Source organism: Halorhabdus tiamatea SARL4B (genome assembly GCF_000470655.1).
In the GTDB taxonomy this organism is placed as follows: Archaea; Halobacteriota; Halobacteria; order Halobacteriales; family Haloarculaceae; genus Halorhabdus; species Halorhabdus tiamatea.
Genome location: NC_021913.1, coordinates 155,474 through 167,801, shown reverse-complemented (window position 1 = coordinate 167,801; position 12,328 = coordinate 155,474). Strand labels below are relative to the sequence as shown.

The 12,328-nt window shown below is 54.7% G+C and carries 8 protein-coding genes and 1 pseudogene; 1 reads left to right on the top strand and 8 read right to left on the bottom strand.

Annotation, left to right across the window (positions count from 1 at the left end; all coding sequences use genetic code 11):
• Positions 1-62: 62 nt before the first annotated feature.
• The 7 genes and pseudogenes from HTIA_RS16060 to HTIA_RS16715 all read right to left on the bottom strand — a co-directional run.
• Positions 63-248, bottom strand: a pseudogene (locus HTIA_RS16060) (hypothetical protein); the annotation flags it as partial.
• 166 nt (positions 249-414) lie between these two features.
• Complete coding sequence (gene tnpC / locus HTIA_RS14585) at positions 415-1,779, bottom strand: IS66 family transposase (protein ID WP_008528744.1); 1,365 nt, start codon at positions 1,777-1,779, stop codon at positions 415-417.
• A 309-nt stretch (positions 1,780-2,088) separates the two neighbouring features.
• Positions 2,089-3,417, bottom strand: coding sequence for a hypothetical protein (locus HTIA_RS14580; RefSeq protein WP_008528581.1), 1,329 nt, complete (start codon positions 3,415-3,417; stop codon positions 2,089-2,091).
• A 7-nt stretch (positions 3,418-3,424) separates the two neighbouring features.
• Positions 3,425-6,202 carry an MrcB family domain-containing protein gene (locus HTIA_RS15530; protein WP_008528582.1) on the bottom strand — a complete coding sequence of 926 codons (2,778 nt, stop codon included), beginning with the start codon at positions 6,200-6,202 and terminating at the stop codon, positions 3,425-3,427.
• An 84-nt stretch (positions 6,203-6,286) separates the two neighbouring features.
• Positions 6,287-6,766, bottom strand: coding sequence for a hypothetical protein (locus HTIA_RS14570; protein WP_008528583.1), 480 nt, complete (start codon positions 6,764-6,766; stop codon positions 6,287-6,289).
• A gap of 2 nt (positions 6,767-6,768) precedes the next feature.
• Entirely contained in the window at positions 6,769-8,811 is a 2,043-nt protein-coding gene (locus HTIA_RS14565) for an AAA family ATPase (RefSeq protein WP_008528584.1), read from the bottom strand.
• Positions 8,811-8,957 carry a hypothetical protein gene (locus HTIA_RS16715; RefSeq protein WP_158413131.1) on the bottom strand — a complete coding sequence of 49 codons (147 nt, stop codon included), beginning with the start codon at positions 8,955-8,957 and terminating at the stop codon, positions 8,811-8,813. The genes HTIA_RS14565 and HTIA_RS16715 overlap by 1 nt, the downstream gene beginning before the upstream one ends.
• Before the next feature lie 189 nt (positions 8,958-9,146).
• Here HTIA_RS16715 and tnpC (HTIA_RS14560) point away from each other — a divergent pair, with 189 nt between their 5' ends.
• A complete protein-coding gene (gene tnpC, locus HTIA_RS14560) occupies positions 9,147-10,592 on the top strand; it encodes an IS66 family transposase (RefSeq protein ID WP_008528725.1) in 1,446 nt (481 codons plus the stop codon).
• A 23-nt stretch (positions 10,593-10,615) separates the two neighbouring features.
• Here tnpC (HTIA_RS14560) and HTIA_RS14555 read toward each other — a convergent pair whose 3' ends face one another.
• On the bottom strand, positions 10,616-12,049 hold the full coding sequence (locus HTIA_RS14555) for a DEAD/DEAH box helicase family protein (protein ID WP_008528629.1): 1,434 nt from the start codon (positions 12,047-12,049) through the stop codon (positions 10,616-10,618).
• Positions 12,050-12,328: the final 279 nt, after the last annotated feature.

Genomic DNA, 12,328 nt, shown 5'->3' with positions numbered 1-12,328 from the left:
TGCGAGGGGCCCCATGGCGTTGAAAATGTTCTTATGATGGTTCCTAGACTCTGTATTTCTGGTCAATTATTCTTTCGGCCGTGGTGAATCGTCAGACGTAGCTTGATTTCACTGTTTACTGCCTGCTTGATGTTGTGAACTCCAAACATCTGGACGGGTTCTCGAAATTCGCCGTACCAGGATCGCGCACACACGGCGTCGCCGAGCGTGCGCTTAATCGTCGAGAACACGGTTTCAGATATCGGTCGTTAGCAGTATCGAGGCCGTTTCAGGGTCTTCAAAATCGAGGGATAAAGAAGCATTATTAGTGACGCGAGTTGCCGGACAGATATCGGCGATACTGATATTATCGTTTCAAACTGATCGGCTTTCAAACAAGAGTTGGAAGAATATCCTAAAGATTCAGGTACGTGTTTACTCCGGAGTCTCGACGGCCGGCACAGCGTGAGCGCGTGAGATCATCTCATTGCTGCTGACGACTCGACGAAGCTCTTCGTATGGATTGCGTCCCTGCTGGCGCCACGTCGCCAGCAGGGACAAGACCGTCTCGTGAACAAACATTCCTCGGTCATTACGGAGCGTTCCGATGATTTTCCGGAGAACCACTGGCTCACGAAGCGCGTTCTCCGCGGCATTGTTCGTCGGAGAGACCGCTGGCTCACCGACGAAGGTGAGCCAGTGGTCGAGACCTCCTTCGATCTTCCCGAGCAGTGTTGCCACTGGTCCGTCGGGTACTGACCGCTCAATCAGCGATTCAAGCTCTCTTCGCGCTACCCGCTGGAGGTTTGCTCGTTCACGGACTGTCAAGTCGCTCTCCAGCCGCACCTGGAGAGCGACGTACACCTGTCTGAGAGCGTGGTAGATCGGTTCACCTTCTGCCTGCTTTTCGGCGGCGTCTTCAGCCTCTCGAAGAATATGTGCCCAACACCGCTGGAGGTTGCTGCTGAAAGCTGGGTACGCCGTCCACCCGTCACAGACGACCGTTCCCGCGAAGTCCTCGCCGAGGACTTCCGCGGGAACATCACTCCCACGACTCTCTCTGACCGCGTACAACGTGTGCTGGGCGGTCCGAAACGTCCAGATCCACGCTTGTTCACCGTCGCGTTTGATGCCTGTCTCGTCGATGTGAACCACGTCAGCATCTTGGATCTCTTGACGGATCTGCTCGTATTCACAGCGACCGGCGCGCGCAGCGCGCTCGGTCGCGTGCCACGCGGATGCGCCCGAGAGTTCGAGTCCATGCAGTTGCTCGAAGCGGTCAGCGATCTTCCGGTAGGGAAGGCGGTGATCGTACCGTGACAGAGCTGATTGCGCGATGACGTTCACCCCGAACTGCCCCTCATCGGGGCAGTCGGGGTGAGTCGCAACGGTCTCTGTTCCACAGGAGTCGCACTGGTAGCGGTGGCGGTTGTACTGGGTGACTTCTGGTGGCTGTGGATCAGGGATCTCCTCGACGAGTCGGGGGCTGACGCCCACCGACTCGTCGAAGTGTTCGCCACACTCAGGACAACAGTCAGAGGTGACCTCGATTTCTTCATCAGGATCGGGCGGAGAGCGCCACTCTGGGTCGTGACCATCCTTTCGGCCAGGAGTGCCGCCATCAGTTCGGACATCGTCGTCTTCGTCGTCCTGCGAGGTCGGGGACCCGTCGGTCCCCGACCGTCGCTTACTGGGTGGAGTGTGTGGATTCTCGTACTTCCGGAGGCGTGTTTCGAGTTCTTCGATCCGCTCCTCTTTCTGGTCAAGTTTCTCCTCCAGTTCGTCGATCCGTTCCTCCATCTGGAGAAACCGTGAGAGAAGTTCGTCCTTGGTGAACTCGTCCTCGTTCACCGCTCCCACCTCTGAACGATGACAGCAGGGCCAACGGGATGGTCTCCGCTACTCGGAGACCATCCCTGAGAAAGCATACTCAATCCCTGCTGATGGACCATGTGTCACTCGCGTGTCGCCATCTATGAGACAGTGGCGAAATCAGCCGAGGCTAAACACGTACAGATTCAGAAAATGAGCCACGACGGCCCAGCACCGTTATTTTTCCAGCCAGTAACGAACTCGCAAGCAGTCGCTGGTGCTTCCATCGGAAGGGAGCTAAGTTTCAAACGCCTCTAAGAGAGTGTCTGTAGAGAGGTGGCGCACTAGATCCGTTTGGTCTGCATTGGTGTCCACGCCGTCAGTACACAATACCCCCGACACGTTGAGGGTACTCTCGCCGTGCCGATCGAGGAGGTAGTGATCACCATTCCGAGCGAAAAACAAGTACTCGAGTAACTCTCGAAGTCCAGTTGCGAATGTTCGTCTAGACCGTGTGTACTTAATCTCACCAATTACGACCTCTGCTGGAGAGTCACTCGCCTGGCTCGATGGCGTTCGAAGAATGAGGAAGTCGGGACGCCCTCCGTAGAAGCTTTCCTGCGACGATCGTCCCAGGAAGTGCTGCAACTGATCAGCTTGTGTTTCGACCGCTGTTACCTGACGGTGGAGTGCCTCAGGCACGTCATACTCGCGCATAAGCGTCTCAGATTGTGGGTACTCTTCGAAGAAACTGAGTGGACCACCCTGATCGTAGTAGATTGCAATTTCCTGCTCGTTGCTCCCGAGTTTGGCTAGCTCCTCCATGCCAGGTTGAATTCGCTGGATCGTAAGCCCGGAAAACCGTGCTTGCAGCCGGCGTATCATCGCGAAGACGCAAAACAACTCGAAGAGCCGCGCGTCGCTGGTTGGAACTACAAGAGTTGACTCCAACAGTTCACGCACTTCCGGCCGATCTCGATCATCAAGGAAGTCTTGGTGGAGTTGCAAGAGCCGTTCGGCCTCTGAATACAGTGTCTGTCGCGACTGTCGTGCGGCAGTCAAATCTCGGCGTGATAACGATATATCGGCTGGATCAGGGAGGCGCTTGAGATACACGTTCTGTTGAAGGTGACGCTGAAGTCGCAGAATCCGATTCTGGGGCCAGTGACTGGCCCACGACTGATCAAGTGAAAGGACATCTTCTCGCAGTGGCTCTGCAATGGATGCGAGGAACTTCTTTAACACCCGATTCTCAGGTATGTCGTATTCTACCTCAGGGATATCAACCACGAACAGAGTCCGATTATTGTATCCTGTCCGATACCGGCGCTGTCGCGTTTTGGACCAATCGACTCGGCCACGAACCTCGCTTCGCGTTACCGTTTGCTCTCTTTTGTTTACTGTTTTGAGACGGCGGAGTCGTTCAGGAAGTTTCTGAACGAACTTGTAGACAGCATCTGACAACACAAAATGGAGCGTTTTGAGTTGGTTGAGGTCGGCGATATTCAGGTCGCCATAGTCAATTGACTTGGCTAGCCGATACCGATTGAGTTCTCCACTACCGAGATAGGTGATGAGTTCCTCAGCCACAAGCGATGTGAGCTTATCCGGTGCGGTCTTCGACATGCTTTAATCACCGGTCAGGCTGGAGCTGGAACATGTCGACGGCAGTCCGCCAGAGGTAGTCGACATCGACAGCAAGATCAATTGGCTCCCGCGAGTCTTCGGATTCTAACTGGACGTAGCCGCCGGTTTCAAGATCATCTCGAAACTCTTGGTAATCTGGCAATCGCAGCCCTTCTAGCTGTGGGAACACGAGGTTAACCAGAGCCGATGTCAGCGCTGCCGACCGATCGCCCCCCTCGAAGGCAGCGACATGTTCAGCAATATCGCGAATGATGGCTGGGCCGATCGATCGCTGTTTGTTGACGATAGCCCAGATAAGTTCCAGCTCCGCGTAATGATCGCTCAGCACGGCCCAAAGCGCATCGTCGTCGCCCGTCCAGACAGTTGCGTAATTGGGCCCCATTGCCGGGTTGAGTAGGTCACCACCGACAATTCTCTCTTCTTGGTCTATAAATATCTCCGGGACGCCCATATGGATGAAGCTAAACCGCCGCATAAAGGCAAAGGAAAGTTCATACAGCGAGGTTTTGTCGAACGTGTTCATCGTCCCGATCAGCCGCCACGCGGGTGTGACAGGATACCGGTCCTGATTGACTGCGATTGCCTCCAGTTCACTCTCGGGAGTTGTCTCGTCGACCCATTCGATCCTGAGATCCTTGCTAGTCTCTCGGTTTTGTTTGTACGGGAGCGTAACGGAATCCTCTGCCAGGACTGAGAAGAGCTGTCCAAACGCCTTGTCGATATCAGCCCGATTGAGTTCGTCAATGATTAGCCACCGATTCCGTAGCGTTCCATCTTCGGCTCGAAAGCAATCTAAAAAGAGTCGCGGGTCGAACACGAGTTGTTCGCTCTCGCTCTCGGGATCGGGAACATATCCACCAATCGTATCAAACGTGGTCCACTCAGCAGTAGCTGTTGTGAAGGTATAGCCATCCATCCACTCTTCAGTCGCCTGCTCCTGTGCGGCTTCGCAGACAGCCCGAGCGAGCCGGCTTTTGCCGGTTCCTGGGGGGCCAGTGAAGATGAGGTGCTGGCCTGAGGATAATGCCGCTTCGATTTGCCGTTCTAATCGGGCTTCTTCCCCGCCAGGAAAGTACAGTGGGAGTGCGTTGAGATCAATCTCTATCGACGGGGTCTGCAATCGATTCTGCAGGCGTTTGACCCCACCTTCCGCAGCACGGCCACGGTCGAGAATAAACGTACCCACGTTTTCGGGTAGGTTGTAGAGATATCCATCGTGGGGCACCCCGTTCGGTTGCACTGGGTACAGGTCACTCTCAGATGGTGCTCGGTGACGCAGTGTTCTGAAGATCTCGGCGAGATCGATTGGGCGTTCGAATGCCTGATATGCGGTCTCGACACGCCGATACTCCCGCTCTTGGGCATCACGATGGTAGTATGCGGCCCCCTCAACCGTCGAATAGCCGACAATAGCCCCATCCTCATAATGGATGAGTGTATCACCTGTCGAGAGCTTCATCAAATCGTGGGCCGGTGACTCATCGCGCGGCGCTTGGAGAATGGCTGTCGGATCCGGCTCGCTTTGTTCCGTCTGGTCCACCCAATAGTATGGCGCCGACGGAGACACTGACGGATCATCAAGCTCGTCCCCGGGCGAGTACTTGGACGGCGTTGGGAGATCAAGTGTCTCGAGGAATTCTGCTAAGACATCTTCCGGGGTGACATCACCCTTGAGGACAGCCATTCGACGAGCTGCAGCGCCCAGGGTCCGCTGTCCGAGTGACTGGGAGAGCTGACGGAGTGGTGCTGTTGGCTGCAGTGATTCGTCCCCGACGACTGTGATTGGTACCCCGGGCTCACCCAAGGATGCCCAGTGACAGCGAATGAACCGGTCTTCTGTGAGCCCAAAGCGCTCGTCGACCTGCTCTCGAACTTCGGATTGGAGGGTTCCCCCATGACCGACAGTCACTGTCCCGATGCCGCAAAGAATTGGCGCCGGCTCGCCTGGCCGCACAGCGAGCAAGACGTCACCCGAAGAGATCACCTTTTCAAACGTGTGAATCTGCTCCTGTGTCAGACTTCCCTGTGTTTCGTCCTCTGGTGGCTCTAACGTTGCTACGCCATGCGTCCGCCACCCGAACCACGCTTCTTCGCTTGGTGGCGTAAGTAACACGACATCACGGGTATCGAGTTCGAGATTGGGCCAGTTATAGAGACGGTCCAGAAGCGTCTCGTATGCGCTGACAATCCATGTGAGATCAGTCACCACTTGCTTGGTGTCAGTAAGATCGTCTAAATCGTATCGGGCATAACAAATCGTCCCATGGTTGTATGGCTCGCTGCGACGCAACTCCGTAGAAAGGGTCGCTGCCTCAGCTGTAAACCGTCGGTCAGTCGGTAGGTGATCGCGATACAGTTGCGCATGCCGATCAAGAATATCGTTTGGTGCAGGGTCAAAGCCTTGGCCAGAAATCTGATCCACTTCGGTCGCCCCCTGGTTCAACGTAAGGTACAGGGTTTCGGAGACAGGATCGAAAAGATACACCACAAAGATGCCACGCTTTGTCGTGTCTGTCTCGTCGGGCTGAAATATTGCGATAGACGGGATATGTGCGAGTGTTCCCTGGCCGTAGTTGCCAGCGATCTCGAACTCACCATCGACTTGATCAGCGAGTGCCGATTGAATCGCAGCAGGAACCGTCTCGCTGATTAATTTCTGCAGTTCCGGGAAGTTCGAGACACTTCGGGCTTGTTCGTCAGCACCGAGTTCACTCGGGGTTGGATACGCCGAAAGAATTTGTCGGAGAGTTTCTGCAAGAGACATGATTAAGTATGCTCACGGCCGCTGGGAATCAGACTAGCTCGCTGCCGGCGCGACTCGGCCGCCACCACATACTGTGGTGCGATCTCACGAGGATTCTGCATCCAACATCTCCTCGTCAAAACTGCTAATGATTTCTTGTAGGACCGAGTCCTGTTCCTCCTGGGTATTCGGATCATGGTTCGACTGAATGAAGTTGAGGACAGTGTCAGTCGGATCCCCTTTGATGTCGCCGAACTCCTCCTGTGCAATTTCGGCCCCACCAGCTGCGTACTGCGCTAAGATCTCCAGTTGCCGGCTGGGATCGACCAACGCCTCCGGATCATCGGTGTCTTGATAGGCGATAGCTGCGGCCGTTGCCCGGTACAGATCTTTATTGCCAAGATGCATCCAAAGCATTTCGTTATCGCCGCCATAGTCGGTCTCTTTCTCATCGCGCGCAAATCCCAGACTCGCTGCGAACATGAAAAAGTCCACATACGAGCCAAAGACATCGTGCTCGTCGACAAGCTGTTCGTAGACTGGTTTCTTCTCGTAGGTCTCTCTGACTTCGGTAGCGTTCGTCATACTCACTCTCCTGTAGCTGTGGCAGCTTGCTCGTTAACGATCTCGGTTTCGGGATACGTCTTGGTCCCATCGCCAGGATTAAAGTCCAGCTGGTACTGTGCACCTGCAATCCGTTCCATCTCTTCAGCAACTGGCCCGTCCCACTGTGAGTCGGTCACGAGTACAATAACTTGCTCTCCCAACTCCGGGATGATTTGCCCGACATGGCGACGGTGATCTTTGTCGAGTGCTCCGAACGGGGAGTCCATCACAATCGGGTAGATACCACCAGTGAAATAGGGTGAATCGGTGTCGGATTCATAGCGCTGCTTTGCGATGCTGACGAGACTGCCGATAAAGGCGAGACTGGCGATCTGGCGCTCACCGGTTGATTTCTCAAGTTCGATCGTCTGATTCCCCACTTCCTTCCAGATTTTGAGGTGGAATTCGTCGGTAATTTCAGCTTCGAGGTCTTTGTGTGCCGCGATCGAAGTGAAAGTCTCGTCAATCAACTGATCGGCCCATTCGCGAACCTTATCTTGTAATTGTTCGAATGACGCTTCGAGTTCCTTCCGGATGAGCTGCGCTGCCTTCCATCGCCGGCGCGCAGTCTGGGCCTGACTCTGTTTCTCCCGTGCCTCGTCGATCTCGCTCTCGACTTCTTCTTTTTTCTCCTGAATATCCTCGATTTGCTGTTCCAATTTCGCCGCCTCGTGACGCGCCGCCTGCTGCTCTTGTTCTTTCTCTTTACGAGCTTGTTCAAGTTCTTGGGGCGTTTCTTGGTCCCGACCGGTTGGTGCGTCCATCTCCTCCAGTTCGCGACCGATTTCGTCAATTTTCTCTGTGAGTTGGTCGACGTCCTTCTGGACTTCCTTTCGCTTATCGACGAGAGATTCGATCTCCTCGAAGAACGTCGACCGCTGCTCCGAAATCTGGTCAAGATGCGCGATAAGCCGCAGAGCCGCCTGATCGACTCCTTCATTACTCATCTCCGATTTCCAGGAATCGACGGCACTGTATGGGTCAGTATTCGGTTGCAACGGCCTCCCGCAGATACACTCGCCCCGATCAAGCAGGTCGTCGACGAACCGGTTGCTGAGTTCTGACGGGATGAGCCCTTTCTCTCTGAGCTCATCGATGTCCTGCGCTGTATCTTGAATCGCAGGCATTGCGAAGGTTAGAAATCCAGAGTCAGAGATCTTCGACCGAATTTTGTCATTGATCTCTTCGATTTCTGCTTCTCGATCTTCCTTCTTGGATTCGTATTCCTGACGCTGCTCTTGTAGCGCTGCCGTCTCCTCTAACTTGGATAATTTTTGTTCGATGGTTCGAATCTCGCCGTCGAGCTTTTTGATGATCTGCTGCGTGTCAGACTGCTTTTGCTCTTTGTCCTCGGTTTTTTGTTTGAGCTCCTGTTTCCGATCGATTAAATCGGATAGCTCGTCGCTGCCGTATTCCTGCATTTCCGACTCGAAGCGGCTTTCGACATCCTCCAGATGGCGGATTGACCGCTCCAAGATTGTGAGGCCCATGATATTCTGGATCGACTCTTTGATTTGTTCCTGATTGTCGATCCCAGCGAGCTCATCGATATCCTCACCATCGAAAAAGAAGAGATTGCTGAGTCGCTCAGGGAGGATCTGGCGAAGCCGGTTTTCAGGGTTACTTGGCGTCGATCGTACCCCAGAGCTGTCCCAGCAGGTCACATCTACCCCCGAATCCATACGGCTGCCCCGAAGGTCCGCACTGTTCTCCTTCTGGTACTGTGCCCACCGGATCGCTTCGTAGTCCTGGCCATCGTGTTCGAACTCGAGCGTGACCGCGACACGGATTGTTTCACCCGTCTCAGCTTCAGCCATCGCCCCTTGGTTCACTAGATGGTCATGACCAGTGTCGAAGTTGACTTCGTCATACAAAGCCCAGGTAAAAGCATTGAGTATTGTCGATTTCCCAGCACCGTTTTGGCCGTGGATGGCCGTTACGTTGTTGTCGGCTTCGGTCGAGAACTCAATTTGTCCCTCACGGAACTGTCGAAAGTTCTCGAAAGTGAGTGTCTTGAGTTTCATTACTGGACTTCTTCTTCAATAATCTGCTTAATGTCGGGAATGATCCCTTGTGCCTTTCGTAGATGGAGCTGGTCTTTTTCTGCCTCCAAAACGCGTTCCCGCACCACCTCTAGAGTCTCATCATCAACATTAACCGAGTCGTCCATATCTAACCCTTTTACCACCAGCCTGAATAAACTTCTAGGTATGTGTTTAGCCCGAACTGATTTCGATGCTGTCTCATAGGAGGCGCATAAGTTGGGCTGTATGAACTGGCAGCAGAGGTTCGTGATGATCCTCAGGGATGGGCTCCGTCGTGGAGCCCATCCCGTTGCCTCTGCTGTCTGTACTGGAAGGTGGGATCTTTGAACAGAGATAATCTCACCAAAGAGGAGTTGTTCTCCCGGTTTTTACAACTTGAACAACGAGTCGAAGAGGTTGAACAAGAGAACGCACAGCTTCGAGAGAAGTTACAAGAGAAAGACGAGCGGATCGAAGAACTCGAAACACGTCTTCGCAAATACGAGAATCCGCACACTCCACCCAGCAAGCGACGGTCGGGGACCGACGAGTCCCCGACCTCGCAAGATGACGAAGACGACGATCTCCGAACTGACGGTGGCACTCCCGGTCGGAAAGACGGTCACGATCCGGAGTGGCGTTCTACAGCTGATCCCGACGAAGAAATCGAAGTCACCTGTGACCGTTGTCCCGAGTGTGGCGACCACTTCGACGAGTCGGTGGGCGTCAGCCCCCGACTCGTCGAGGAGATCCCTGATCCGCAGCCCCCAGAGATCACCCGGTACAACCGCCACTACTACCAGTGCGATTCCTGTGGAACAGAGACAGTTGCGGCTCACCCCGACTGCCCCGATGAGGGGCAGTTCGGGGTGAACGTCATCGCTCAATCAGCTCTGTCACGGTACGATCACCGCCTTCCTTACCGGAAGATCGCTGATCGCTTCGAGCAACTACACGGACTCGAACTCTCGGGTGCATCCGCGTGGCACGCGACCGAGCGCGCTGCACGCGCCGGTCGCTGTGAGTACGAGCAGATCCGTCAAGAGATTCTGGATGCTGACGTGGTTCACATCGACGAGACAGGCATCAAACGCGACGGTGAACAGGCATGGATTTGGACGTTTCAGACCGTCCAACATACGTTGTACGCGGTCAGGGAGAGTCGTGGAAGTGATGTTCCCGCGGAAGTCCTCGGCGAGGACTTCGCGGGAACGGTGGTCTGTGACGGGTGGACGGCGTACCCAGCTTTCAGCAGCAACCTCCAGCGGTGCTGGGCGCACATTCTTCGAGAGGCTGAAGACGCCGCGGAAAAGCAGGCGGAAGGTGAACCGATCTACCAGGCTCTCAGACAGGTATACGTCGCTCTCCAGGCCCGGCTGGAGAGCGACCCAAGTCCTCGTGAGAGAGCAAACCTCCAGCGTGTGGCGCGAAGAGAGCTTGAATCGCTGATTGACCGGTCAGTACCCGACGGACCAGTGGCAACACTGCTCGGGAAGATCGAAGGAGGTCTCGACCACTGGCTCACCTTCGTCGGTGAGCCAGCGGTCTCTCCGACAAACAATGCCGCAGAGAACGCGCTTCGGGAGCCAGTAGTTCTCCGGAAAATCATCGGAACGCTCCGTAATGAACGAGGAATGTTCGTTCACGAGACGGTCTTGTCCCTGCTGGCGACGTGGCGCCAGCAGGGACGCAATCCATACGAAGAGCTTCGTCGAGTCGTCAGCAACAATGAAATGATCTCACGGGCTCACGCTGTGCCGGCTGTCGAGACCTCGGGGTAAACACGTACACTTCTAGGAAACATTCACATTTGTAATAGATTGTATTGACGCTTTAGTTCTTGTAGCGAAAACGGACCGCTACTGGATGGAATCCCCTGAATATCGGCATCCGGATGGTTTCGTGCCGCGCCAGCGAACGTCGCGACTCGCTCGAGCTCCTTGCGAAGCAAATTCCGCTCAGCATTGAACTGATCATCATCAAGCAGTGTGGGATCGATCTCCGTTTGGGGGATCGTGATAAAATCGTGAATAACAGCATACTCTTTGCCAGGATGTGTGCGAAGGATCCGTCCCCGGCGTTGCACGAATTGGCGCGGGTTTGAGGAACTCGCAAGAATGTAGGCCGTTTGCGTGGCGGGGACGTCGATCCCTTCGTCAAGACACCTAATAGCAACGAGGGCGTCGAGATCGCCACGCTCAAATTCAGTGAGGAGTTCCTCTCTCGTTGCCTGGTTTTCACGGGCGGTGAACCGGTGCGCGTTTATATCGAGATTGTCACGGAGACGGGTGACAGTCGCATCGACGTGCCGCTTCGTTTCACCACTGACTGAGTCATCAACAGAGCCGTCCCCACAGTAAACCAGTGTATGTTTCACCTGTTCTGTCTGACTCAAGAGCGATTCCAAGCGTTCGAGTTTGTTTGCCGCGGTCCCGATCAGCCGGGCGCGTTTGAATAGCAATTGCTTCAGTTCTTGGTGGCCCTGGAGGTCTGCGTCGCTCAAGTCGCCCTCGACTTTCGAGATGAGTTTTCCAATCGCCCGAGACAGTGCCATATACTGCTTTGTTTCGTCCGGCGTGAGTTCGACAACGTGGGGAACGTAGTAGTACTCGGCCAGATCGTCGTTCTCGATCGCCTGTTCAAGGCCGTATTCGAAGACGACACCGCCAAAGTAGTCAAAGAGGTCAGCCGTGCCCTCATCGTCATACCACCGTTTCGGTGTCGCCGAGAGACCCAGCCGCAATTTGATCGATTCCGGCAGTGCGTCCCGGCGGTGTGGCGCGCCGAGGTGGTGTACCTCATCAGCGATGAGCATCCGCTCGACACCCGAAACCCGATCTATCGCTGCCTGGAACGGCTCCATGGCAAACGTATCGTGCGTGGTGATAACGACGACGGAGGAACGTGACCCCATGTTGAACTCGACTAGCTCGCGCTCCAGTTGCTCTTGCCACTGTTTCCGCGATTGGTACGCTAAGACCGGTTGAGTTCCAAAATCATCGAGATCCTCTGCCCATTGATCAACAAGATGTTGATAGGGTACTGCAATAAACAGCGCCAGACGGTTGTCCAGCCTTTGTGCCAATTCTGTCGCAGCCTGCAATGCTGTAACCGTTTTTCCAGTTCCTGTCGCCATCTGGAGAATTCCATGTCCACCGTTGTCTAGCCAGCTGGCGATGGCCCGTCGCTGGTATGCCCTCGCTTCGACCCAATCCGGCTTCTGCAAGGTTGCACTCATTGCATATCCGTTATGATAGCTTGAACGACCGCACACTAAGGTGTTACCCGTAGATGATTCGCCTCCTCTGCCATCGACACGCGACGTGGAAGCCCTACCCTCCGACCATAAGATACGGTGAATGGTCCTCAAAGACACAAGACAGCAATGGCCATCCCCAGTCATGTCAGCATCGAATAAAAACATATTACACTGGCGTGCTGCCAAACTTAGTATACTCAGTGTAGATGTCTGACAATTGGATCGATAAACTCCGCAGCGGGGTCACTACTCCTAAAG

Excerpts from the sequence above, each read along its gene's own strand:
- tnpC (WP_008528744.1), bottom strand. The coding sequence starts at position 1,779 with ATGGAGGAACGGATCGACGAACTGGAGGAGAAACTTGACCAGAAAGAG.
- HTIA_RS14580 (WP_008528581.1), bottom strand. The coding sequence starts at position 3,417 with ATGTCGAAGACCGCACCGGATAAGCTCACATCGCTTGTGGCTGAGGAA.
- HTIA_RS15530 (WP_008528582.1), bottom strand. The coding sequence starts at position 6,202 with ATGTCTCTTGCAGAAACTCTCCGACAAATTCTTTCGGCGTATCCAACC.
- HTIA_RS14570 (WP_008528583.1), bottom strand. The coding sequence starts at position 6,766 with ATGACGAACGCTACCGAAGTCAGAGAGACCTACGAGAAGAAACCAGTC.
- HTIA_RS14565 (WP_008528584.1), bottom strand. The coding sequence starts at position 8,811 with ATGAAACTCAAGACACTCACTTTCGAGAACTTTCGACAGTTCCGTGAG.
- HTIA_RS16715 (WP_158413131.1), bottom strand. The coding sequence starts at position 8,957 with ATGGACGACTCGGTTAATGTTGATGATGAGACTCTAGAGGTGGTGCGG.
- HTIA_RS14555 (WP_008528629.1), bottom strand. The coding sequence starts at position 12,049 with ATGAGTGCAACCTTGCAGAAGCCGGATTGGGTCGAAGCGAGGGCATAC.